The organism is Amycolatopsis sp. lyj-84, assembly GCF_046549075.1.
In the GTDB taxonomy this organism is placed as follows: domain Bacteria; phylum Actinomycetota; class Actinomycetes; order Mycobacteriales; family Pseudonocardiaceae; genus Amycolatopsis.
This window is the reverse complement of record NZ_JAJPWO010000003.1, coordinates 553,695-574,775: the sequence shown is the minus strand read 5'-3', so window position 1 is coordinate 574,775 and position 21,081 is coordinate 553,695. Positions and strand designations below refer to the sequence as shown.

Here is a 21,081-nt window from a genome sequence, read left to right as displayed (position 1 = left end):
GCCGCAATTCGCGGCACACCCGATCAGGACGCGGCGGGCCGTACGTGGACGACGTCTCCGGCGAACACCGTGTACCGCTCACCACCGGGAACGTCGACCTGGAGCTGGCCGGCGGGATCGATGTCGGCGGCCCGGCCGGTCAGCGCCGAACCGTCGGGCAACTGGACCTCGACGTCCTGCCCCAGCGTGGCGCAATGCCGCCGGTAGTCCCCGAGCAGTCCCGCCTCGGCCAGCGACCCGCCGGCGAGCCGCCAGCGGCGTTCGAGGTCGTCGAAACCGGTGAGCAGCCGCGTGGCGATCTCGGCGCGATCGGTCTCGTCCGCCCCCTGCTCGGCCAGGGAAGTCGCAGGCAGGCCGCCTGGCCCGGCCGGGACGTTCTCGCCGAGCGGCAGCACGTTCAGGCCGATGCCGAGGACCACGGTGGTCTCTTCACCGGCGGCGGCCTCCGCCAGGATGCCCGCGCATTTGGCGCGGTCCGGTCCGGCCAGGACGTCGTTCGGCCACTTGAGGACGGCGTCGACGCCCAGGCTCGCGGCGACCTCCCGGACAGCGAGGCCCGCGACCACGGAAAGTGAACCCAAATTGGCGAACGGAACTTCGCGCGGACGCAGCAGCACGCTGACGTAGAGGCCTGATCCCTTCGGCGAAGACCACTGCCGGGCGCGGCGGCCGACACCGGCCGTCTGCTCTTCGGCGATCAGCACGGTGCGGTCTTCAGCCCCCTTCGTGGCGGCTTCCCGCAGGTCGGCGTTGGTGGACCCGGTGCTCGCCACGACCTGGATCGCGGCGTACCGGCCGGACAGCGCGGCACTCAGACGCTCGGCGTCGAGCGCTCCCGTCTCACTCATTCGTCCAGAATATGAGAGTCCCCCTAACGTGCAAGGCGTTCGCTCGTTACGCAGAGGTGGTCTCCAATAACCTGGACGGCGTGACCGAGCCCGAGTCCGCCCCGAGCGCGTCCCCCGCCAGCCCGAAGAAGTCCTGGGCGCGCGGTGTGGCGATGCGAAGCCTGGTCGCCCTCCCGCTGGTCGCGGGGCTCGCGACGGCGGGCTGGCTGCTCGCGGGCGGCAACGATCCGGCGCCCGCCGACGGGATCGGGCAGGTTCCCGTCCCCGCCGCCAACCGGGACCCGGCCACCGTCGGCGGCGGCGCGGGTCCGTCGGTCCTCGAAGTCAGCGCACCGGTCAAGGCCCAGGAGACGCCGAAGGGCGCCCGGCCGCTCGAAGAGTGGGCCGCCAAACTCGCGGGACCGCTCGACATCCCGGCGAAATCGCTGATCGGCTACGCGAACGGCGAGCTGGCGCTGCGCGGCGAGCAGCCGAACTGTCACCTGTCCTGGGTCACGCTGGCCGGGGTCGGCGCCGCGAGTTCGAATCACGGACGCGGCGGCGAAAACCCCCTCGGCCTGTCGGCACAGCAGTGGAAGAAGCACGGCTCGTCGATCCCCGGCATCGCGAAGCCCGCGCTCGCCGACCCCGACTCCGCCTCGGTCGCCGCCGGCCGCGCGCTGTGCGCCTCCGGAGCCGACCTCGGCGGCGGCAACGGCTGGTGGAAGGCGATCGCCGGCTACCAGGGCGGCAAGGGCAACGAGGCCGAACTGTTCCGCCAGCGCGTTCTCGGCAACGCCCAGCTCTACGCGACCCTGTCCCTCGACCCGGCGCGAGGCTCCAGCCCCGCCGTGAAGGCGACCCGGTTCGCCCTCGGCCAGCTGGGCCTCCCGTACGTGTGGGGTGGCAACGGGCCGGAAGCGGGCGCGGCGGGCTTCGACTGCTCCGGGCTGACGAAGGCGTCCTACGACGAAGCCGGAGTCGGGCTGCCGCGGACCGCGGACAGCCAGTTCCGGGCGCTGCCGCAGGTCCCCGGCGGTCAGGAACCGAAGCTCGGCGATCTCGTGTTCTACGGGAACCCGGCGACGCGGATCCATCACGTCGGGCTCTACCTCGGAAACGGCCTGATGATCAACGCGCCCACCGAGGGCCAGGCCATCCAGATCCACACGTATCACTCGAAGGGCGACGACTACACCGGCGCCGGACGGCCCTCGGCCTAGCGCCTCGTGAGTGGCAAGGACGGTTAGAGCGGGCGGCGGCACGGTCGAGCGTGAAGGAATCGGGACGTTGAGTGTCCCAAATCCTTCATCGTCGAGGAGTGTTCCGGCCTCGAAGCTTGATCAACGGAAGATCGGGGACACTCAACGTCCCCAAACCTCCGTTGATCAAGCCCGGACACTCCAGCACAAGCTCACCGAGACGACATCAGGAGCCAGTGGGCAGGCAAATACGGGACCACCAGAACCGTCCTCACCACTCACGAGCCCCGCAGGTCACAAGCGTTCGGCCAGCCACTCGAGCGCGGCTTCCCCGTGGCGGAGGACCGAGATGTGCCCGTCCTCGGGAAACGTGCGTGCCTCGGCCGTGGCGATCTGCCGGGCGAGCCACTCCCCGTGCCCGAGAGGCGCGATCCGATCCTCGCCACCGTGCAGCAGCAGCACAGGGGCCTCGACGTCGGACGGCCGGAACCCCCACGGCGCGACGTACGCGAGGTCGTCGTCGATCAGCCCGCCCGGCCCGCCCTCGACCGCGGGGCCGACGACGTCGAGGAGCCACTTCCAGTCGCCTGACAAGGCCGCGTGATCCGACGCGGTGAACATCTCGGCGTCGTACTCGGCCGTTGCCTCGTAGTTCTCCTTCTCCGCTCGCCCGGCCAAGGCCGCCGTCAGAGAGCCGACTCCCGCCGAGCTCATTCCCGCGAACCAGTCCAGACCGTCGCCGCCGTACGGAGCCATGCTCGCGACACCGACCACCGCCGAAACGCGTTCCGGCAGCAGGGCCGCGCAGGCGAGCGCGTGCGGGCCACCACCGGAATGGCCGAAGACCCCGAACCGCTCGATGTTCAGGGCGTCGGCGATCGTCGCGACATCGGCCGCCGCCGAGGCGACGTTCCTTCCCCGCCTCGGTGTCGAGCCGCCATAGCCGGGCCGGTCGTACGACACCCACCTCACGCCGAGTCGTTCGGCGGCGGGGAATAGCGGTGACGGCGGAGCACCGATGTTCGGGGTCCCGTGATGCCAGAAGACCACCGGACCGGTTCCGCCCGTGTCGTACGTGTGCAGCGTGGTCCCGTCCCCCAGGTCCACGTCGGACTCGTTCACCATGTGCCGAGCGTACTGACGGGGAACGACAAATCCGCTGTACCGTCGGCGACCATGACCGACCGGACGCGCCGGAGCTACGACCTCGTGGCCGACAGGTACGCCGAGGAACTGAGCGACGAACTCCGGCACAAACCCCTGGATCGCGCCTTGCTCGACGCCTTCGCCGAACTCGTTCGCGAAGGAACGGTCGCGGACATCGGCTGCGGCCCGGGACAGGTCGCCGCCCATCTGGCCTCTCGAGGCTCGCGCGTCATCGGCCTGGATCTCTCGACCGCGATGTGCGCGGCCGTCCGACGCCGCACCTCGCTACCGGCGTGTGCCGCGGACATGACGGCGTTGCCCCTGCGAGCAGCAGCGTTGGACGGGCTTGTCTGCCTCTACGCGACCATCCATCTCGACGACGACCAGCGGGCGGCGGCCTACCGCGAGTTCGCCCGGGTCCTGCGGCCCGGCGCGTACGCCCTGCTCTCCTTCCATGTCAGCGATCCCGACTTCCCCGACGGTGGGGTGAAGACCCTCGGCACCTGGTGGGGTCGCGACGTCGACCTGGATTTCCGGTTCCTCGACCCGGACGCCGAGATCTCGGCGTCGCGCGCCGCGGGTTTCGACCTCGTCGCCCGCCTCGATCGCGCGCCGCACCCCGGCTCCGAGCACCCCAGCGAGCGGTGCACGCTGCTGGTGCGTCGGTCAACCTTGACCTAGACCTCCCTCTTCGAGCTTCAGGAGCCACATGTCGCGCTTTCACGAAATCAAGCACCGGGTGGCCACGACCTTCCAGCGCCACGTGGGTAACCCGCTCCTCGTCCGGCTGCCGAATCAGCCGATCCTCGAGACCACCGGACGCAAGTCCGGGGTCCCCCGGCAGACGCCGATCGGTGGCCGCCGGGTGGGCCGCGAGTTCTGGATCGTCTCGGAGTTCGGCGAGAAGTCGCAGTACGTCCGCAACATCCAGGCCGATCCGCGCGTCCGGGTCCGGCTCAAGGGCCAGTGGCACACCGGCACGGCACATCTGCTCCCGGACGACGACCCCCGCGCCCGGCTGAAGGCCCTGCCCAGGTTCAACAGCGCCGCCGTACAGGCGATCGGCACGGACCTCCTCACCATCCGGGTCGATCTCGACGGCTGAGCGGATTTTGCCTTGACGCCAAGGTCAAGGTTTACGCTCGGAACCATGCGGATCGGCGAACTCGCCGCGCGTACCGGAACCACCACGCGCGCGCTGCGTTTCTATGAGTCACAAGGGCTTCTCGACGCACGGCGCGCGTCGAACGGATACCGGGAGTACGACGAGGACGATTACCGGCTGGTCAACGAGATCCTGACCCTGCAAGCGGTCGGGCTCAGCCTCGAGGACACCAGGCCGTTCGTCGAGTGCTTGCGCGCGGGTCACGAGACCGGCGACTCGTGCGCCGATTCGATCGAGGTCTACCAACGCAAACTCGCCGAGGTGGACGCCTGTCTGGCCAGGTTGAACGAAGCGCGGGACAGCCTGCTGGCCAAGCTGGCGGGTGCGTTGAAAACGCCGCCGGGTCCGTGTGTCGTCAGCCGGGAAACCGAGGAGACCTGAATGTCATCCCTTTCTGTCGTCACCGATGAGACCTTCCGAGAACTCGTCCTGGAGCAGGACAAGCCCGTCTTGGTGGACTTCTGGGCGCAATGGTGCCCGCCTTGCCACATGATCGCGCCGGTGCTCGCCGAGATCGCCGAGGAGCGCGCCGACGCGCTGATCATCCGTAAGCTGAATTCCGACGAAAACCCTTTGACGGCAAGGGATTATCAGGTCATGTCCTTGCCGACACTGATTCTCTTCCGTGACGGGAGTCCGGTGTGGACGACCGTCGGCGCCAAGCCGAAAGCCCGGCTGCTGGCGGACCTGGACGCCGTTCTGCAGACGACCGGCGTCTGAGCGCGGGCCGCGTGGGGCAGGTTGGTCGTGAGTGGCGATTCGGGTTCTAGCCCGAATCGCCACTCACGACCCGCCCGGCCTCGGTCCCGTTAATTGTGTTGCGCGCGAGGCCGTCCGTTCGCATCCTTCTGCACATGACTTCGACCCTCGCCTTCCTGCCGACGCCCTCCGTCCTCCGACGGGTGCGGGTGCAGCAGCAGGCCGGGGCCTGCCGGAGGCCGACACCAGTCCGACCGTGAGCACCGCGCTCGTCGCGGGTCTGCTCGCCGGCTTTGGCATCGCCATTCCGGTGGGCGCGGTCGCGACCTATCTGGTGGTGCTGACGGCGCGCTCAGGGCTCAAGATCGGCGCATACGCCGCGCTGGGCGTCGCCACGGCCGACGGCCTTTACGCCCTGGTCGCGGTCCTCGGCGGCAGCAAGCTCATCCCGGTCATCCAGCCGATCGCCGGGCCACTGCGGTGGGTTTCGGTGGTGGTGCTGCTCGGGCTGGCCGTCCACATCGGATTCACCGGGGTCCGGAACTTCCGCGACTCCGCGAAGGCCGACGTGACGCAGCCTGTCGCGATAGGGCCCTTGAAGGCCTACGTGAGCCTGCTCGGGATCACGCTGCTGAACCCGACCACGGTGGTCTATTTCGCGGCGCTCGTGCTCGGCAGCGAGGACATGGCCGCGGCGACCGGGGCGGAACACGTGGTGTTCGTGCTCGCCGCGTTCGTGGCTTCGGCGAGCTGGCAACTGTTCCTCGCGGGCGGCGGCGCGGTACTCGGCAAGGCGCTGACCGGACGTCGTGGACGGCTGGTCACCGCGCTCGCGTCCAGCGCGCTGATCACCGTCCTCGGAATCCGCCTACTCTGGTGAGCCTGGAGGCGACGGATGGCGGAGACACTGCTCGAAACGGCGCAGGCGGGTGACTCGGCCGCTTTCGGGCGGCTGGTCGCCCCGTTTCGCGGCGAGTTGCACGCGCACTGTTACCGCATGCTCGGTTCGGTGCACGACGCGGACGACGCGCTGCAGGAAACCCTCGTCCGGGCCTGGAAGAGTCTCGATCGCTTCGACGGTCGCGGGTCGATCCGGCCGTGGCTGTACAAGATCGCCACGAACCGCTGCCTGACGGCGATCGAGCGGCGGGGACGCCGCGAGCTGCCCGCCGATCTGGGCCCGGACGCGCCGGAAACCGAACGCCTCTGGCTCGAACCGTATCCGGATCAGGGGCCCGAAGCCGGGTTCCTGATCCGGGAGAACATCGAGCTGGCCTTCGTCGCGGCGTTGCAGCGTCTTTCGGCGGTGCAACGGGCGGTGCTCGTGCTTCGTGAGGTGCTGCAGTTTTCGGCGCAGGAGGTCGCCGATCAGCTGGAGACCACGGTGGCCTCGGTCAACAGCGCCCTGCAGCGCGCCCGCAAGGTCGTGCGGCTTCACGGAGAGCCCGGGCCGATCGGCGACTTCCGGGAAGTGGCGGGCAAATACGTCGCGGCTTGGGAAAACCGGGACGTCGACGCCATCGTCGCGATGCTCACCGAGGACGCCAGGTACAGCATGCCGCCGCTGCCCGAGTGGTATCAGGGCCCCGACGCCATCCGCGCGTTCCTGCTCGACGGCCCGCTGACCAGGGAGTGGCGGCTCCTCCCGGCGCGCGCGAACGGGCAGCTCGCGTTCGGCACGTACCTGTGGGACGAAAGGGAGAACGCCTTCGTCCCCGGCGGGCTCGACCTGGTCGTGCTGAACGGCGCGAAGATCGCCGAAGTCGTGTCGTTCCTGACAGCTGATCTGACCCGGTTCGGATTGCCGGGCAAGATTCCCTGATCGAGGACCGCAGGTGTCCGCATTGGTTGCCAAGCTCTGCCCATGACCGAAACCACGGCACGCCCCGCTTCCCTCCACTCCTACCTCGCCTACCGCGACGCTCCGAAGGCGCTTCGCTGGCTCGAAAGCGCCTTCGGCTTCGAGACCCTCATGGAGTTCCCCGACGACAAGGGTCTGATCCTGCATTCCGAACTGCGGCTCGGCGGAGCCTCCATCATCGTGTTCAGCGCGGAGGAGGACTACGACCATGCGACCCGCAAGGGTGAGACGGTCGGCCACGGCCTCTACGTCAGCCTTGCGACGCAAGAGGCCGTGGACGCCGTCTTCGCCTCCGCCGTCGAAGCCGGAGCGACGCAGGTCTGGGAACCGGCGAACACCGAATGGGGCAACTACCGCTGCCGGGTCGACGACCTCGAAGGGTACGAGTGGACCTTCGGCACGCACATCCCCGGACAGCCGCAGAACGGCTGAAAGCTAGAGCAGGCGCGCGAACCACTCGCGAGACCGGCGGAGCAGGTCCACCTGGTGTTCCCGCCCGCGGAGCGAATGCCCTTCGCCGGGATACACGACGAGGTCGTGTTCGACGCCGAAGTGGCGTAGCGCGCGGTGGAAGAATTCCGCCTGGGACAACGGGACGTTCGTGTCTTCCGCACCGTGCACGATCAGGACGGGGGTCTCGACCTTCGACGCGAAGGAGATCGGGCTGAGCTGATCGTGCCGGTGCGGGCCCGTCCCTTCCCAGCCGATACTCCCGCTGTGCGCGGCTTCCATCAGCGGACCGAGTTCACCGGTCGCGGCGAGCATGCTCCAGTCACAGATCCCGGCGACCATCAGCGCCGCCTTGAACCGGCGGGTCTGCCCGACGGCCCAGGCCGTCATGTATCCGCCGTGGCTCCCGCCCACGATCCCGAGCCGCTCCGGATCGGCCACTCCTTCGGCGATGAGGAGATCGATCCCGGTCTCGATATCGCCCCATTCCTCCAGGCCGACCCGTCCGGCGACGGAGGCCGCGAATTCATGCCCATGGCCTTGTCCCCCACGGGGATTCGGCAGGAAGACGGCGTGCCCTGCCAGGGCCAGCCACTGCGCGGACGGGAACCAGCCGAGCATGAAGCGGTCCGCGTGCCGGTCGTAAGGTCCGCCGTGAACCCGCGTGACCAGCGAGAAAGGCCCGTCGGCCCGAGTCTTTCCCGGCGGCAGAACGAGCAGGCCGTCCAACGCGAGGCCATCGGACGCCTTGTAGGACAACCGTTCCTGGGAGCCCCACGAAATCCCGGCGAACTCCGGCGCCGTGTCGCTGACCCGCGTCGACGCCCCGCCCACCGGTCCACAATAGACATCTTTCGGCCGGTGCGCGGTGCTCAGCACGGTCACCACGATCTCGCCGTTCGAGGCCAGCGCGTCAGCTTGCCCACGCCAGAACGACACTTCGCCGGACCCGAGCCGATGGAGGGCCGTGTCGAGCCCGTCGGCGACGAGCACCAGAGGAGCACCGGAATTGACCTGCGCGAGCTCGACCGGGCAGGTCGATTCCCCGGTCAGGTTCCGCTGTTCCCCTGTTTCCACGGAAACGTCGAAGACCGCCCGGCCACCCACCGGTTCCGGATTCCCGAGATACGCGATGTGCCAGCCGTCCTCGTCCCGCCACCAAACGGGGCCGGTGGCTTCGACCGCGACCCGGCCGAGATCGTGCCGCTCACCGGTTTCCAGGTCCAGCACGGAAAGCCGGGGTTCGAGACCACCCGGATCGGCCTCCGGCGTCGGCCAGGTGACGACGGCGAGCGCCTTGTGGTCCGGGCGGCGGGCGACGGCGACGACGTGGTCTTCGACCAGCGTTGCGATCTCGCCGGTCCGCGGGTCGAAACTCCGCAGCCGCGCCGGGCGAAGGCTCTCACTCCAGACCCAGATGGCCGGCGCGGGCGTCTCGTCCTCGGCGATGAATACGATCCTGTCGTGCATCGGAACGAACCCGGTGATCTCGCTCTGCCAGGCGAACAGTTCCTCGTCCCCCGAACAGACACGGCCGTCCCGAACGAAGTAGAGGGCGTCCGCGGACCACTGGGGCGAGGACCCTTCGGCCAGCTTCCGCGGCTTTTCGCTGCCGTCCACAGCGGCGAGCCAGATCTCGGGGACACCTTTCGTGATGGTCGAAACCTGGTAGGCGACCCATTTCCCGTCGGAGGAGAGCGCGGGTACCGACGGGAAACGGCTGTCGACGATCAGCTCAGCGGTCAGCATGTCCCCATCCTGCCGGAAATTGCTACGCCAACGCTTTGCCCAGTTCATCGAGCCAGTCGCCCGTTCCCTGCTCCCGCCAGCTCGGTTCTTCGTGACCGTCGAGGAAGGTGCCCTGTTCGATCAGCGTCAGCCGGGTGCCGCCCGCCTCGGCTTCGAACAAGATCGTCGTGACGGACACGGTCGCCGGGACGTCGTTCGCGGAGAGCGTCGACGCGTAGACGATCCGCTCGTTTTCGGCGATGTCCGCATAATTCGACGTGAAGGCCATCCGTTTCTCGTCATCGGGCGGGCCGGTGGTGACTTCTCGGCCGCCGACGCGGAAGTCCAAGGAGTGGCCGCCGCCCGGCACGGTGAACCAGCCCGCTTTCGCGGCAGGGTCGGACCAGGCGGCGAAAACGCGTTCGGGCGGAGCGGAGTAGACGCGTTCGAGGGTGAAAGTGGCGTGTTTGACGGTCATGACCGTTTCCCTTCATCGGAGTCCAGAAAGCCACCAAGGCGATCGAGCCGGTGTTCCCAGCCGGTGCGCTGCCCGCCGAGCCAGTCTTCGGCCATGCGCAGGCCGTCCGGTTCGAGGTGACAGGTGCGGACTCGCCCCGCCTTCTCCGTCCGGACCAGCCCGCAGGTTTCGAGCACCTGGAGGTGCTGCATCACGGCGGGCAACGACATCGACAACGGCTGCGCGAGCTCCCCCACCGAGGCAGGTCCCCGGGTGAGGCGCTCGATCATTTCGCGGCGCGTCCCGTCGGAAAGCGCCTTGAACACCTGATCCATCCTTTGGTTAGGCACATGCTTAACTATCCGCCCACGCCGAGCGATAGTCAAGTAAATGCTTAACTTTCTACTTCTCCGCGGTCATGCCTTCGACGAGCAGCCACTGCGAGGCGAGGTACGACGTCAGCACGAAGGTCTCGAGGTTCGCCCGCACCCGCTCGCTGGTGACGAAGTTGCGGCGGATCAGGATCGCCAGATCCGACGCGGAGAACAGCAGCGCGCCGGCGGCGATCCAGGTCCGGCGGTCGCCCGACGGGACCACCATTCCACCCGAGACCTTGGCCTTCGGCGCCAAGGCCGGGTCGGCCGCGAGGGTCGACGTAGTGCTCAACAGCCCTCCGTAGACCGAAAGCACCGAGGACACCGGAGACGGCTTCGGCAGCGCCATCGCGACAGCCGCCGCAGCCCAGGCTCCGAGCCGGGGCGACGCGGTCGCGGCACGCGGACGGGCACCGCGACGCCACAAGAACGCGGAGTACAGCACCTGCATCACGCCGAACGACGTCGCGCCCTTGATCAGTTCGCGATCCTCGTGCGACCGGCCCATGAAATGGTCGCCCGCACCGGCCGCGACCAAACCGGCGATGAGCAGGCCCTTCTCCCCTGGTGCAAGCGTTTGCGCGCGGGCGACACGAGCTGCGAGCACGGGGACCGCGGCCGGTTTCGTCACCAGTTGCAACCGCCGGTTGCCCGTCCTGGCGGAGTACACCGTGCCGATCGCGGCGACGCCGAACAGCACCCGTTCGGCGAACTTGAGGGCCTTCACGAACCACCTCCGGAACTTATTTCTGGGTAAGTTACCAGGAGGTCAGCTCACCGACGTCTCTTAAACGGCTTCGCGGAAGGTGTTCCGGTACGCGCTCGGCGAGACACCGAGCGCCGCCTGCAGGTGCTGGCGCAGCGAAGCGGCGGTGCCGAACCCGGCCTCGGTGGCGACCTTGTCCACCGGCAGATCGGTCTCCTCAAGCAGCTGACGTGCCCTCTCGACCCGCTGCTGAGTGAGCCACTGCAAGGCCGAAATCCCGACCTCGTCCCGAAAACGCCGCGTGAACGTCCGCGTGCTCATCGACTCCTTCGCCGCGAGCTCGCGCAACGTCAGCGGCCTGCCGAGGTTCTCCAGCGCCCAGGTCCGCGCCGCCGCCGTCGACGAGGACTGCGGTTCCGGAACCGGGCGGCGGATGAACTGAGCCTGCCCGCCCTCCCGGTGCGGCGAGACGACCGTCCCGCGCGCGACCTCGTTCGCGACCGCGGCACCGTGATCACAGCGGATCATGTGCAGGCAGAGGTCGATCCCGGACGCGACGCCCGCCGCCGTCAGCACATTGCCGTCGTCGGTGTAGAGCACGTTGGGATCGAGGGCGACCTTCGGGAACTTCGCCTGGAAGTCCAGCGCCGAACGCCAGTGCGTGGTCGCCTTCCGGCCGTCGAGCAGGCCGGCGGCGGCGAGCACGAAGGCACCCGTGCAGATCGACGCGATCCTGGCGTCCGGCCGGATCAGCTCCAGCGCCCGCGCGAGCGGTTCGGTGAGGTCCTGCCCGGTCGGCTCGTACTCGGTGGACGACGCGGGGATGACCACGGTGTCGGCCTCGGCCAGCACCTCGGGTCCGACCGGGACGGAGATGGTGATGTCGGCGTCGGTCCGGATCTGCCCCGGCTCCGGCGTGCAGGTGACGACCTCGTAGAGCCGCTCGCCGTCGGCCGATTTGGCCGTGCCGAATAGCCGGGTGACGATGCCCAGCTCCATCACCAGCATTCCGTGCCGGACCAGCACGGCGACCCGATGGCGGTCCGGATGCGCGAAAAAGCCCATGGCTCGATTCTTGCACATGTTGGCCATCGGGCCACTCGCGTCGACCTGAGCGCCGAGGGACGGTGGGGACATGAACGTGTTGTGGATCTTCGCCCATCCGGAACCTCGCTCCCTCGGCGGCGCGCTGCGCGACGAAGGCTTGCGCACGCTCCGCGCCCAGGGGGCGAACGTCCGGGAATCCGACCTGTACGCGATGAAGTGGAAGGCCGTCGTCGACGCCGACGACTTCGGTTCAGCGGCACCGAGTGATCGCTTGATCGTCGGCTCCACGTCGAAGCACGCCTTCGAGACCGGCGAACTCAGCGACGACATCCGCGCGGAACACGAGAAGCTGGACTGGGCGGACACCGTGATCGTCCAGTTCCCCCTGTGGTGGTACGGGATGCCCGCGATCCTCAAGGGCTGGTTCGACCGCGTGTTCGTCAAGGGTTTCGCTTACGGTGTGCGGCGCCCCGACGGCAAGACGTCGCGCTACGGCGAAGGAGCCCTGGCCGGGAAGCGCGCCATGGTCCTGCTGACCGCGGGCGCGCCGGAAGCCACCGTCGGACCACGCGGCGTGAACGGTGAGATCGACGACCTGCTGTTCCCGCTGCAGCACGGAACCCTGTGGTACGCGGGAATGTCCGTCCTCCCCCCGCTGATGATCTGCGGCGCCGACCGCGTTTCCCCCAAGCAGTACGACGACGCCGTCGCGGCCCTGCACGGCCGGCTGCGCACACTGTCCACTCGCGACCCGATCCCGTTCCGCTCCCAGAACGGCGGCGACTACGACGAGCACCTCGTGCTCCGTCCGGAGCTAGCTCCCGGCCGGAGCGGGAACGGCGTTCACCTCCTCTAGACCTACGAGGTCCGCATCGGCGAAGAAGGTTTCGGCCGCCTTGAGCGCGCCTTCGTCGAGCAGGACGTCACCGGGACGACTTCCGTTGCCGAGCAACTGCCCACCCCACCGCATTCCGAGATATTCGGCGGTTTTGCGCAACGTCCCGATCAACGGTTCCGCTTGCTCCGGGCGCTCGGCGAGCGCGCTCACCCCCCACAGGGTCTTGCCGCGCATCCGCGCCTTGAACTCCAGTTCCGGCTGATCCAGCCAACTCGCCCAGTGGTCGAAGTACAGCTTCACCGACGCCGAAACGCTGTACCAGTAGACCGGCGACGCGATCACCAGATCCGTGGCGGCGAAGGTCGCGTCGAGCAGCAACCGCTCGTTTCCGGCCGGTGGCACGAAGTCCTCACCGTCGTGCTTCCGGTCGACGAACGGCGTCAACGGGACCTCGGCCGTCCGGATCCACCGCTGCCCGACGCCGCGAGGAAGCTCTTTGGCCGCCCGCCTCGCCAGGATCTCCGTGTTGCCACCGGCACGGGCACTCCCGACCAGGAACAGAAAGCTTCGATCGTCGGCCATGGCGATCCCCCTCCGAAGTGATTTCAAAGTACATGTATGTGCAAGCAGATTCTGTCACTGCATGTAAACTGGTGTCAAGGAAACTAGGGAGGTCGCCTTGACCGCCGATGAACTGGCGTGGGGCCGCGTCCTCGCGCTGCACGGGCGCATCGAGCAAGAACTCGCGAAGGCATTGCAACGACGGCACGGACTCGGTCTTTCCGAGTTCCGCGCGCTCGGCAAGCTGGCCGCCACCGGGAAGGGTGTCCTGCGCATGCAGGAACTCGCCGAGGCGATCGGGCTCAACCAGAGTTCCGTGAGCCGGATGGTCGTCCGCCTCGAAGACGCCGGACTGACGGAGCGCGACCCGTGCGAGGCCGACCGCCGCGGCGTGTATTCGTGCATCACCAAAGAAGGCAGGAAGCGGCACGCCGAGACCGAGCCGACCTATCAGGAGGTGCTGGCGGCCGCTCTCGACAAGGCGGAAGCCGACCCTGAGCTGAAGGACGCCGTCGCCGCGCTTCGCGGCGTCTCGTGAGTGGCGCCGCGGGTTCTTGAAGGACTCCTTCACGTGGCGGAGTCGGTCGTGAGTGGCGATTCGGGTTCTGGTGGACCCGTATTTGCCTACCCGCAGGATCCTGATGTCGTCTCGGTGGGCTTGTTCTGTTTGCCGATGTGGGCGAGCGGGGAAGATTTGGGACACTCAACGTCCCGATTCCTTCACACTCGACCGTGCCACCGCTGCCACTTCGCACGTGCGCTGGTCAGGTGTAGGTAGGCAGACACCGGTCCGGTCTAAGCCGAATCGCCCCTCCCGACCGAGGCGTCGCTGACCAGTCCACCGTGAGGCCACACCAGCCGGTTCGGGTGTCGCGAAAGCCACTTTCGCGACGTCTGATGTCCCGAAAGTGGCTTTCGCGACACAGCCTCTGGGCATCCCGGACTCCGTGAAGGCCTCCTTCACTACCTTCAGGGTAGGTAAGGAGGCCTTCACGGACTTGCGATCACTCGCACCCAGAATCCAGCACGTACCTAAGACACCCTCGGCTCTAACCCCGAATCGCCACTCGGCCGACCCGCCCCCACCGCTCCCGAGAGCTGATCTCCACCCTGGGGATGACCTCCACCGGACGGACGCGCGAAAGCCCCGCGCCCGGCTAGGTTCGCCGTATGAAACAGCCGTCCGCGCTCCCCGGCCGGGTGCCGCACGTCCTCGACGTGATCGTCGCGCTGGTGCTGGTGGTGTCCGTCGGCGGGAACCTCGCCGCGAAGACGTGGACGTTCACCGTCGCCATCCCGATGTGGCTCGCCTGGGCGACGGTCGCCGCGTGCGCGATCGCGATCGTGGTGCGACGGCACTGGCCCGTGGCGGCCTACGGCCTCGGCCTGCTCAGCCTGACCCCGGCCGTCCTCGCGGGCAACGGGCTGGGCCCGGCCGCGATCCTGGCCATGGCGTGCGCCCTGTACACCCTGGCACTGGAATACCCGCGAGCCCGCTCGCTGATCGCCCTGGGCCTCGGCCTGCTCGTCGTCGCGGTCCTCGAAGTCGTGCAGCTCGGGCCCTCCACGTTCGCGTCGATCGCGTTCGCGGGCGGCGGGGTGGCGGGTTCGTGGGCGCTGGGCTGGACGGCGCGCCAGCGGCAGGCGAATCTCGCCCTGCTCACCGAGGCGCACGCCGATCAGGCGGTGTCCGACGAGCGCCTGCGGATCGCCCGCGAGATGCACGACGTCGTCGCCCACAGCATGAGCCTGATCGCCGTCAAAGCCGCGGTGGGCAATCACGTCGCCGAGGAACAGCCCGAGGAAGCGCGCGAAGCGTTGCGGGTCATCGAACTCACCAGCCGCGAAACCCTCGTCGAACTCCGGCGGATGCTCGGCGTCCTCCGTTCCGGTGACGGCACTCCTGAGGCCGCGCTCGGCCCCGCGCCGAAACTCGCCGATCTGCGGACCCTGGCCGAACGCGCCGGGCAGGCCGGGGTGCGCGTCGAGCTGACCGGCGAGGTGGTGGACGAGCTCCCCGAGGGCGTCGCGCTTTCGGTCTACCGCATCACGCAGGAGGCGGTGACCAACGTCGTGAAGCACGCGGGACCGTCGGTCTGCCGGGTCACCATCACCGAAGGCCCCGGTGAGGTCAGCGTCGAGATCGTCGATGACGGCCGCGGCGAAGGCTCGGCCTCTGCCACGGGCGGGCACGGCTTGATCGGCATGCGCGAGCGAGTCGCGGTCTACGGTGGTGACTTCGAGGCGGGACCACTTCCCGCCGGGGGATTCCGGGTGTTCGCGCGGCTGCCGTACGCCGTCAAGGAAGTGGGGACGCGATGATCCGCGTACTGATCGCCGACGACCAGGCGTTGCTGCGCGGCAGCTTCCGCGTGCTCGTCGACAGCGCGCCGGACCTCGAGGTCGTCGGCGAGGCGGGCAACGGCCTCCAGGCGGCGGAACTCGCCGAGAAGGAGCGTCCGGACGTCGTGCTGATGGACGTCCGCATGCCGGAGCTGGACGGGATCGAAGCGACGAGGCGGATCTGCGCGTCGGCCGCCACCGAAGGCGTCCACGTGCTGATGCTGACGACGTTCGATCTCGACGCCTACGTCTATTCGGCGCTGCGCGCGGGCGCCAGCGGATTCCTGCTGAAGGACACTCCGCCCGCCGAGCTGCTGACCGCGATCCGGGTCGTCGCGGCGGGTGAAGGACTGCTCGCCCCGTCGATCACGCGAAGGCTCATCGCCGAATTCGCCCGGCTGCCCGAGGCGGGCCAGCGCGTCGCGCCGTCGCTCGACGGCATCACCACCCGCGAACGGGAGGTGCTGAGCCTGATCGCGCGCGGCCTGTCGAACGACGAGATCGCCGGGACGCTGCATCTCGGGCTGGCGACGGTGAAGACGCACATCGGCCGTCTCCTGCACAAACTCGCGGCGAGGGACCGCGCGCAGCTGGTGATCGCGGCCTACGAATCCGGTCTGGTGCGCGCCGCGCTCTGATCCGGACGTTGTCTACGCCACACGCGAAGTGACCGTTGAGTAGCTAGGCTGCGGATTCATGAGCAGTGCGACGGAGCCGCTCGGGACGCCGCCCGAGGACGAACCGGACATCCACACCACGGCCGGCAAGCTGGCCGACCTGTACCGCCGGTATGACGAGGCGGTGCACGCGGGTTCCGCGAGGGCGGTGGAGAAACAGCACGCCAAGGGCAAGAAGACCGCTCGCGAGCGGATCGAGCTACTGCTCGACGAAGGCTCGTTCGTCGAGCTCGACGAGCTGGCGAAGCACCGCTCGGTCAACTTCGGCCAGGAGAAGAACCGGCCCTACGGCGACGGCGTCGTCACCGGCTACGGCACCGTCGACGGCCGTCCGGTGTGCGTGTTCAGCCAGGACGTCACCATCTTCGGCGGGTCGCTCGGCGAGGTGTACGGCGAGAAGATCGTCAAGGTGATGGACCTGGCGATCAAGACCGGCCGCCCGATCGTCGGCATCAACGAGGGCGGCGGCGCGCGGATCCAGGAAGGCGTCGTCTCGCTCGGGCTGTACGGCGAGATCTTCAACCGGAACGTCAAGGCGTCCGGCGTCATCCCCCAGATCTCGCTGATCATGGGCGCCAACGCGGGCGGGCACGTCTACTCCCCCGCGCTGACCGACTTCGTGGTGATGGTCGACAAGACCTCCCACATGTTCATCACCGGCCCCGACGTCGTGAAGACCGTGACCGGCGAAGAGGTCTCCTTCGAGGAACTCGGCGGCGGGCGCACCCACAACACCCGTTCGGGTGTCGCGCACTACCTCGGTTCCGACGACGAAGACGCCATCGCGTACGTCAAGGAACTGCTCTCGTTCCTCCCGGCGAACAACCTGTCGGAGGCGCCGCTGTTCGAGACGGACTCCGCACCCGGTGAAGGGTTCTTCGAGAACGTCACCGAGTCGGACCGCGAGCTCGACACGCTGATCCCGGACTCGCCGAACCAGCCGTACGACATGCACGAGGTCATCAACCGCGTGGTCGACGACGGCGACTTCCTCGAGGTGCACGAACTGTTCGCGCCCAACATCCTAGTCGGGTTCGGCCGGGTGGACGGGCGCAGCGTCGGCATCGTGGCGAACCAGCCGACCCAGTTCGCCGGCTGCCTCGACATCGACGCGTCCGAGAAGGCCGCACGGTTCGTGCGCACCTGCGACGCGTTCAACATCCCGGTCCTGACCTTCGTCGACGTCCCCGGTTTCCTGCCCGGCACCGACCAGGAGTGGAACGGCATCATCCGGCGCGGCGCGAAGCTGATCTACGCCTACGCCGAAGCGACCGTCCCGCTCGTCACCGTCATCACCCGCAAGGCGTACGGCGGCGCGTACGACGTCATGGGGTCCAAGCACCTCGGCGCGGACATCAACCTGGCGTGGCCGACGGCACAGGTCGCGGTCATGGGCGCGCAGGGCGCGGCGAACATCGTGCACCGCAAGACACTCGCCGCGGCCGCCGCCGACGGCAAGGACGTCGACGCGTTGCGCGCGGAGCTGATCCAGGAGTACGAAGACACGCTCCTGAACCCGTACGCGGCGGCCGAGCGCGGTTACGTCGACTCGGTGATCGTGCCCGCGCACACCCGCGGCCACGTCGCGAAGGCGCTCTCGCTGCTCCAGGGCAAACGCGAGACGCTGCCGCCGAAGAAGCACGGGAACATCCCGCTGTGAGCGCGCCCGAAACCCCTCTGCTGCGGGTCGTCCGAGGAGATCCGAGCGACGTCGAACTCGCCGCGCTGACCGCCGTCGTCGCGGCGGCGGCGAGTGCGCGGGCTCCGGAGCCCGCACCGAAACGGGAGTCGTGGTGGGCGGACAAGGCCTCGCTCGTGCGTGCCCCGCTCGCCCCGGGCGACGGCGCCTGGCGGGCTTCGGCACTCCCTCGCTGAACCGGCTCCCTCGCGAGAAGCGCGGAACGGGATCCCGCGGGCTATCGTGACAGATCTGGCGGTCCGGCTCGTCCGGTTCGCCAGGTCTTAGGTATCCGCGATCGCCCCAGAAAGCCGTGCGTGACGAACCAGGACCATCTCTCCGCCGAGTTGCGCCGTCTGCGCAAAGCCGCCGGGTTGTCCGGTACCGAGGCGGCGATTCTCACCGGCCTCAGCCAGTCCAAGGTCTCGCGGGTCGAAACCGGCGCGTTCATGCCGACCGAGGACCAGGTCGTCGCGCTGTGCCGCGCCTACCGCGCGCCCGCGAAGATCCGGCGGGCGCTGGTCGCGATCACCCGGGACCTCCGAGAGGAAGCGTCGTCCGCCCGCGTCGTGCTGCAGCGTGGTGCGTGGCGGATGCAGCAGCGCATCGGCAAGATCGAGACGGCGTCCGCCCGGATCCGGAGCTTCCAGCCGACCATCGTGTTCGGCCTGCTCCAGACCCGCGACTACATCACCGCATTGTTCCGCGACCCCCTGCCGGACAGCGAACGCGACCAGACCGTCGAGGCCCGGCTGGAGCGCCAGCGGATCCTAGATTCGAACCGTGAGTTCCACTTCGTGATCACCGAAGGCGCCCTGCGCTGGAACATGGGCGGCGCGGCGACCATGCAGGCCCAGCTCGGCCACCTCATCGAGCTGTCCTGCAGCGGCCGGGTGCGGCTGGGCGTGATCCCGTGGACCACGCCCGTCTCGGTCCCCGTCCTCCACGGTTTCGACATCTACGACTCCCGGGCGGTCCTTCTCGGGACGCAGACGGCGACTGCGATCGTCACGGACGAACGGGAAGTCGCCGACTACGAGAAGAACTTCGCCGAAGTCGAGCGCTACGCCACTTACGACGACGTCGCCTGCGCCCATTTGACGCGGATCGCCACCGACTACCGACAGCTCGCGGTCGAACCGCTTTAGTGACAAAAGACCCTTGGCGCTATGCACTCCGAGAGTGCATCGTGAGTAAAGCGGCTTGCGGTGAAGGTCCCTTTTCCTGCGCCGAACGCGATCACCGGAGCCGTTCACCGACCAATCGGAACAGATCACCCGATATCGCCAACCTTGCTGCCGCGCAACCCGTCTACTTGCCGAAACAGTCACTGGGGAAAGGCCCTCCGATGACCATCTGGCACGAACGCATGACCGACTGGCACAAGTCGACTTACACGCACTGGGAAGAGAACGCCTGCGTCGAGGTCGGCGGTTCGCCCGGCCTGATCGGCATCCGCGACACCAAGCAGTGGGCGCTGCCGGACGAGACCCGCCCGATCCTGGTCCTCCCGGCCGAGTCCTTCGCCGCGCTCCTCGATCACCTTGGCCGATGAACGACGTCGCCGAGCCGTACATGGTCCACGATCCGCGGGAGATGGCGGGCCAGCTGATCAACGGCAACTGGATCGTCGCGCGCTGGGAGCACCTCGGTGAAGACGAGGACCTGGAGCACTGGACCGCCGTCCTGCGTCAGAACTGCGAAGAACTCGATGTCGACCCGTACGTCATCAACATCCCGCGCAAGAGCCTGACGATCGTCTTCAACGGGGCACTCCCCGCGCCGACGTTCGAACAGCTGGAGAATTCGATAGCGGCCATCGAGTACCACCGCTTCCTCGAACGCGAAATCGGGCCGAGACGCCTGAACTAGGCGACCTTCGGGGCGGCACGCATCCCGATGTACACACAGTCCGTGCCGGTCGAGAGCGTCGAAAACACCACGGGCATCCAGTCCTCGCTGAACGACGGGCCGGCACCTGACGCGGCGAAGACGGTGTCGGTGACAGGCACCAGATCCATGTCCAGCGGGGGCGAAAAGTCCTTCATGCCGTCGACGAATTCGTACCTCAGCCGCGAATCCCCGGTCACCGTGATGACCACGCCTTCGCGGCGGTAGACGCCCTCGAAGCGCGCCAGGTCCACGATCGGCGGTTCGGCGGGCGGCGCGAAGGCGTCGGGAATGCGGACTCCGGCGAACTCGTCGAGCAGTTCACGGAACAGGGCCGCGTAAAGCTGCCGGGCGCCGCCGCCGTTGGTCACCAGCGCGACGGCCACTCCCGCCGACGGCACCACGCGCAGGTACGCGTACTGCCCGATGGACGCGCCGTCGTGACCGATGCCGGGCGTGCCGTCCCAGTCGTAGAGCGTCCAGCCGAGTCCCCAGCCGTCCGCGCTGACCGTCCACTTGTCGGGGACGTCGGTCTCGCGGTGCTGCATCGCCTCGACCGTTTCCGGCGCCAGGACACGGGTCCCGTCGGGCGCCAGGCCGCCGTCGAGGTGCATCCGCGCGAGCCGGACGACGTCGCCGGCGGAGGCGATCACCCGCGCGCCCGGTCCCGCCGACCGCGGCATCAGATCCCAGGCGGGCGCGGGGTCCGGCTCCTGTCCCGGTTCGCCGAGGTGGCTCATCGCCGCGCGGAAACTCAGCGCCTCCTCGGGCAGGGTCATCGACTGCTTCAGCCCGAGCGGCGTGAAGATGAACTCCTTCAGCGCCTGATCCCAGGTCAGCCCGGTGACCACCTCGGCGATGCGGCCGAGCACCTGGTACCCGACGCTGCTGTAGGAGACCGCGGTCCCCGGCGGGCAGTCCATCGCGATGCCCTTGCTCGCCTCGACGAAGCGGGCGATGCACTCGTCACCCCGACCGGTGTCCAGGTGGAAATCGCAGGTGAGACCGCTGGTGTGGCTCAGCAGCTGCCGGATGGTGATCGCCCTGGTCGCCTCGGGATCGATCGTCTCGAACTCCGGCAGCACCTCGACGACCGGCGCGTCGAGGTCCAGTTCGCCGGTTTCGGCCAGCCGCATGACCAGGGTCGCGGTGTAGATCTTGGCGATCGAGCCGAGCTGGAACACCGAATCGGTCGTCGTCTCGACGCCGGTCCCGCGATGCAGGACACCGCTCGCGAGTTCGTGGATCTCGCCACCCGCCAGCACGGCGAGCACGGCGCCCGGAACGTGGTGGGCGGCGCGGAGCTCGTCCAGCTTGGCCTGCCAGCGGCCGGCGTCCCAGTTCACGGTGTTCGTCATGGCTTTCCCCTTCGTTGCGTACGTCGTTCTCGTCTTGCGCACACTGTACGCACAAGCGATCGGCGTACGCAAGC

26 protein-coding genes are annotated in these 21,081 nt (G+C 68.4%); 17 read left to right on the top strand and 9 right to left on the bottom strand.

The window, feature by feature from the left end; genetic code table 11:
* Window positions 1-23: 23 nt before the first annotated feature.
* Entirely contained in the window at window positions 24-848 is an 825-nt protein-coding gene (locus tag ACLJRM_RS12955; RefSeq protein ID WP_410663080.1) for a biotin--[acetyl-CoA-carboxylase] ligase, read from the bottom strand.
* Between the two features lie 80 nt (window positions 849-928).
* On the opposite strand from ACLJRM_RS12955, the gene ACLJRM_RS12950 reads away from it, so the two are divergent.
* Window positions 929-2,050, top strand: a complete 1,122-nt coding sequence (locus ACLJRM_RS12950; protein ID WP_410663079.1) for a C40 family peptidase — start codon at window positions 929-931, stop codon at window positions 2,048-2,050.
* Between the two features lie 273 nt (window positions 2,051-2,323).
* Here the strand turns inward: ACLJRM_RS12950 and ACLJRM_RS12945 are convergent, their stop codons facing one another.
* Window positions 2,324-3,154 (bottom strand): alpha/beta fold hydrolase, encoded by an 831-nt coding sequence (locus tag ACLJRM_RS12945; protein ID WP_410663078.1) that lies wholly within the window; start codon window positions 3,152-3,154, stop codon window positions 2,324-2,326.
* Between the two features lie 51 nt (window positions 3,155-3,205).
* Between ACLJRM_RS12945 and ACLJRM_RS12940 the strand changes: the two genes are divergently transcribed.
* The 7 genes from ACLJRM_RS12940 (at window position 3,206) to ACLJRM_RS12910 (ending at window position 7,332) form a co-directional block, all read left to right on the top strand.
* Window positions 3,206-3,856, top strand: a complete 651-nt coding sequence (locus ACLJRM_RS12940; RefSeq protein ID WP_410663077.1) for a class I SAM-dependent methyltransferase — start codon at window positions 3,206-3,208, stop codon at window positions 3,854-3,856.
* Window positions 3,857-3,884: 28 nt separating this feature from the next.
* Window positions 3,885-4,280: a nitroreductase/quinone reductase family protein gene (locus ACLJRM_RS12935; protein WP_101612397.1), complete on the top strand. Its 396-nt coding sequence runs from the start codon at window positions 3,885-3,887 to the stop codon at window positions 4,278-4,280.
* Between the two features lie 45 nt (window positions 4,281-4,325).
* The gene (locus tag ACLJRM_RS12930; protein WP_101612396.1) at window positions 4,326-4,721 is read left to right on the top strand and encodes a MerR family transcriptional regulator; all 396 of its coding nucleotides are present in this window, start codon (window positions 4,326-4,328) and stop codon (window positions 4,719-4,721) included.
* Entirely contained in the window at window positions 4,722-5,060 is a 339-nt protein-coding gene (gene trxA, locus ACLJRM_RS12925) for a thioredoxin (protein WP_410663076.1), read from the top strand.
* Between the two features lie 235 nt (window positions 5,061-5,295).
* Window positions 5,296-5,919, top strand: coding sequence for a LysE/ArgO family amino acid transporter (locus ACLJRM_RS12920; protein ID WP_410663075.1), 624 nt, complete (start codon window positions 5,296-5,298; stop codon window positions 5,917-5,919).
* 15 nt (window positions 5,920-5,934) lie between these two features.
* A complete protein-coding gene (locus ACLJRM_RS12915) occupies window positions 5,935-6,861 on the top strand; it encodes a sigma-70 family RNA polymerase sigma factor (protein WP_410663074.1) in 927 nt (308 codons plus the stop codon).
* A gap of 42 nt (window positions 6,862-6,903) precedes the next feature.
* On the top strand, window positions 6,904-7,332 hold the full coding sequence (locus tag ACLJRM_RS12910; RefSeq protein WP_101612392.1) for a VOC family protein: 429 nt from the start codon (window positions 6,904-6,906) through the stop codon (window positions 7,330-7,332).
* A 3-nt stretch (window positions 7,333-7,335) separates the two neighbouring features.
* Here ACLJRM_RS12910 and ACLJRM_RS12905 read toward each other — a convergent pair whose 3' ends face one another.
* From ACLJRM_RS12905 to ACLJRM_RS12885, 5 genes are all read right to left on the bottom strand, one after another.
* Complete coding sequence (locus ACLJRM_RS12905) at window positions 7,336-9,099, bottom strand: prolyl oligopeptidase family serine peptidase (RefSeq protein WP_410663073.1); 1,764 nt, start codon at window positions 9,097-9,099, stop codon at window positions 7,336-7,338.
* Between the two features lie 22 nt (window positions 9,100-9,121).
* Window positions 9,122-9,556 carry an SRPBCC family protein gene (locus tag ACLJRM_RS12900; protein WP_101612390.1) on the bottom strand — a complete coding sequence of 145 codons (435 nt, stop codon included), beginning with the start codon at window positions 9,554-9,556 and terminating at the stop codon, window positions 9,122-9,124.
* Window positions 9,553-9,870, bottom strand: a complete 318-nt coding sequence (locus ACLJRM_RS12895; RefSeq protein WP_101612389.1) for an ArsR/SmtB family transcription factor — start codon at window positions 9,868-9,870, stop codon at window positions 9,553-9,555. The genes ACLJRM_RS12900 and ACLJRM_RS12895 overlap by 4 nt, the downstream gene beginning before the upstream one ends.
* 67 nt (window positions 9,871-9,937) lie before the next feature.
* On the bottom strand, window positions 9,938-10,636 hold the full coding sequence (locus ACLJRM_RS12890) for a lysoplasmalogenase family protein (RefSeq protein ID WP_101612388.1): 699 nt from the start codon (window positions 10,634-10,636) through the stop codon (window positions 9,938-9,940).
* 60 nt (window positions 10,637-10,696) lie between these two features.
* On the bottom strand, window positions 10,697-11,707 hold the full coding sequence (locus ACLJRM_RS12885; protein WP_410663186.1) for a GlxA family transcriptional regulator: 1,011 nt from the start codon (window positions 11,705-11,707) through the stop codon (window positions 10,697-10,699).
* A gap of 43 nt (window positions 11,708-11,750) precedes the next feature.
* On the opposite strand from ACLJRM_RS12885, the gene ACLJRM_RS12880 reads away from it, so the two are divergent.
* Window positions 11,751-12,518 (top strand): NAD(P)H-dependent oxidoreductase, encoded by a 768-nt coding sequence (locus ACLJRM_RS12880; RefSeq protein WP_410663072.1) that lies wholly within the window; start codon window positions 11,751-11,753, stop codon window positions 12,516-12,518.
* On the opposite strand, the gene ACLJRM_RS12875 is transcribed toward ACLJRM_RS12880, so the two are convergent.
* On the bottom strand, window positions 12,477-13,082 hold the full coding sequence (locus tag ACLJRM_RS12875; protein WP_410663071.1) for a flavodoxin family protein: 606 nt from the start codon (window positions 13,080-13,082) through the stop codon (window positions 12,477-12,479). The two genes, ACLJRM_RS12880 and ACLJRM_RS12875, sit on opposite strands and share 42 nt — an antisense overlap.
* 97 nt (window positions 13,083-13,179) lie before the next feature.
* Here ACLJRM_RS12875 and ACLJRM_RS12870 point away from each other — a divergent pair, with 97 nt between their 5' ends.
* From ACLJRM_RS12870 to ACLJRM_RS12835, 8 genes are all read left to right on the top strand, one after another.
* Window positions 13,180-13,599, top strand: coding sequence for a MarR family winged helix-turn-helix transcriptional regulator (locus ACLJRM_RS12870; protein WP_101612384.1), 420 nt, complete (start codon window positions 13,180-13,182; stop codon window positions 13,597-13,599).
* 632 nt (window positions 13,600-14,231) lie between these two features.
* A complete protein-coding gene (locus ACLJRM_RS12865) occupies window positions 14,232-15,383 on the top strand; it encodes a sensor histidine kinase (protein WP_101612383.1) in 1,152 nt (383 codons plus the stop codon).
* Window positions 15,380-16,042, top strand: a complete 663-nt coding sequence (locus tag ACLJRM_RS12860) for a response regulator (RefSeq protein WP_101612382.1) — start codon at window positions 15,380-15,382, stop codon at window positions 16,040-16,042. The genes ACLJRM_RS12865 and ACLJRM_RS12860 overlap by 4 nt, the downstream gene beginning before the upstream one ends.
* Before the next feature lie 58 nt (window positions 16,043-16,100).
* Window positions 16,101-17,741, top strand: coding sequence for an acyl-CoA carboxylase subunit beta (locus tag ACLJRM_RS12855; protein ID WP_410663070.1), 1,641 nt, complete (start codon window positions 16,101-16,103; stop codon window positions 17,739-17,741).
* Window positions 17,738-17,956, top strand: a complete 219-nt coding sequence (locus tag ACLJRM_RS12850) for an acyl-CoA carboxylase subunit epsilon (protein WP_101612380.1) — start codon at window positions 17,738-17,740, stop codon at window positions 17,954-17,956. Before ACLJRM_RS12855 ends, ACLJRM_RS12850 begins: the two co-directional genes overlap by 4 nt.
* Window positions 17,957-18,076: 120 nt before the next feature.
* Complete coding sequence (locus ACLJRM_RS12845; protein WP_101612379.1) at window positions 18,077-18,907, top strand: helix-turn-helix domain-containing protein; 831 nt, start codon at window positions 18,077-18,079, stop codon at window positions 18,905-18,907.
* A gap of 200 nt (window positions 18,908-19,107) precedes the next feature.
* Window positions 19,108-19,314, top strand: a complete 207-nt coding sequence (locus ACLJRM_RS12840) for a DUF397 domain-containing protein (protein ID WP_101612378.1) — start codon at window positions 19,108-19,110, stop codon at window positions 19,312-19,314.
* Window positions 19,311-19,631 carry a hypothetical protein gene (locus tag ACLJRM_RS12835; protein WP_101612377.1) on the top strand — a complete coding sequence of 107 codons (321 nt, stop codon included), beginning with the start codon at window positions 19,311-19,313 and terminating at the stop codon, window positions 19,629-19,631. The genes ACLJRM_RS12840 and ACLJRM_RS12835 overlap by 4 nt, the downstream gene beginning before the upstream one ends.
* Here ACLJRM_RS12835 and ACLJRM_RS12830 read toward each other — a convergent pair.
* Window positions 19,628-21,007 (bottom strand): serine hydrolase domain-containing protein, encoded by a 1,380-nt coding sequence (locus ACLJRM_RS12830; protein WP_410663069.1) that lies wholly within the window; start codon window positions 21,005-21,007, stop codon window positions 19,628-19,630. The two genes, ACLJRM_RS12835 and ACLJRM_RS12830, sit on opposite strands and share 4 nt — an antisense overlap.
* Window positions 21,008-21,081: the final 74 nt, after the last annotated feature.

Coding starts and splice junctions, on each gene's coding strand:
- ACLJRM_RS12905 (WP_410663073.1), bottom strand. CDS start 9,099: ATGCTGACCGCTGAGCTGATCGTCGACAGCCGTTTCCCGTCGGTACCC.
- ACLJRM_RS12830 (WP_410663069.1), bottom strand. CDS start 21,007: ATGACGAACACCGTGAACTGGGACGCCGGCCGCTGGCAGGCCAAGCTG.
- ACLJRM_RS12835 (WP_101612377.1), top strand. CDS start 19,311: ATGAACGACGTCGCCGAGCCGTACATGGTCCACGATCCGCGGGAGATG.
- ACLJRM_RS12865 (WP_101612383.1), top strand. CDS start 14,232: ATGAAACAGCCGTCCGCGCTCCCCGGCCGGGTGCCGCACGTCCTCGAC.
- ACLJRM_RS12840 (WP_101612378.1), top strand. CDS start 19,108: ATGACCATCTGGCACGAACGCATGACCGACTGGCACAAGTCGACTTAC.
- trxA (WP_410663076.1), top strand. CDS start 4,722: ATGTCATCCCTTTCTGTCGTCACCGATGAGACCTTCCGAGAACTCGTC.
- ACLJRM_RS12955 (WP_410663080.1), bottom strand. CDS start 848: ATGAGTGAGACGGGAGCGCTCGACGCCGAGCGTCTGAGTGCCGCGCTG.
- ACLJRM_RS12910 (WP_101612392.1), top strand. CDS start 6,904: ATGACCGAAACCACGGCACGCCCCGCTTCCCTCCACTCCTACCTCGCC.
- ACLJRM_RS12875 (WP_410663071.1), bottom strand. CDS start 13,082: ATGGCCGACGATCGAAGCTTTCTGTTCCTGGTCGGGAGTGCCCGTGCC.
- ACLJRM_RS12860 (WP_101612382.1), top strand. CDS start 15,380: ATGATCCGCGTACTGATCGCCGACGACCAGGCGTTGCTGCGCGGCAGC.
- ACLJRM_RS12880 (WP_410663072.1), top strand. CDS start 11,751: ATGAACGTGTTGTGGATCTTCGCCCATCCGGAACCTCGCTCCCTCGGC.
- ACLJRM_RS12900 (WP_101612390.1), bottom strand. CDS start 9,556: ATGACCGTCAAACACGCCACTTTCACCCTCGAACGCGTCTACTCCGCT.
- ACLJRM_RS12895 (WP_101612389.1), bottom strand. CDS start 9,870: ATGGATCAGGTGTTCAAGGCGCTTTCCGACGGGACGCGCCGCGAAATG.
- ACLJRM_RS12945 (WP_410663078.1), bottom strand. CDS start 3,154: ATGGTGAACGAGTCCGACGTGGACCTGGGGGACGGGACCACGCTGCAC.
- ACLJRM_RS12930 (WP_101612396.1), top strand. CDS start 4,326: ATGCGGATCGGCGAACTCGCCGCGCGTACCGGAACCACCACGCGCGCG.
- ACLJRM_RS12885 (WP_410663186.1), bottom strand. CDS start 11,707: ATGGCCAACATGTGCAAGAATCGAGCCATGGGCTTTTTCGCGCATCCG.
- ACLJRM_RS12855 (WP_410663070.1), top strand. CDS start 16,101: ATGAGCAGTGCGACGGAGCCGCTCGGGACGCCGCCCGAGGACGAACCG.
- ACLJRM_RS12915 (WP_410663074.1), top strand. CDS start 5,935: ATGGCGGAGACACTGCTCGAAACGGCGCAGGCGGGTGACTCGGCCGCT.
- ACLJRM_RS12935 (WP_101612397.1), top strand. CDS start 3,885: ATGTCGCGCTTTCACGAAATCAAGCACCGGGTGGCCACGACCTTCCAG.
- ACLJRM_RS12940 (WP_410663077.1), top strand. CDS start 3,206: ATGACCGACCGGACGCGCCGGAGCTACGACCTCGTGGCCGACAGGTAC.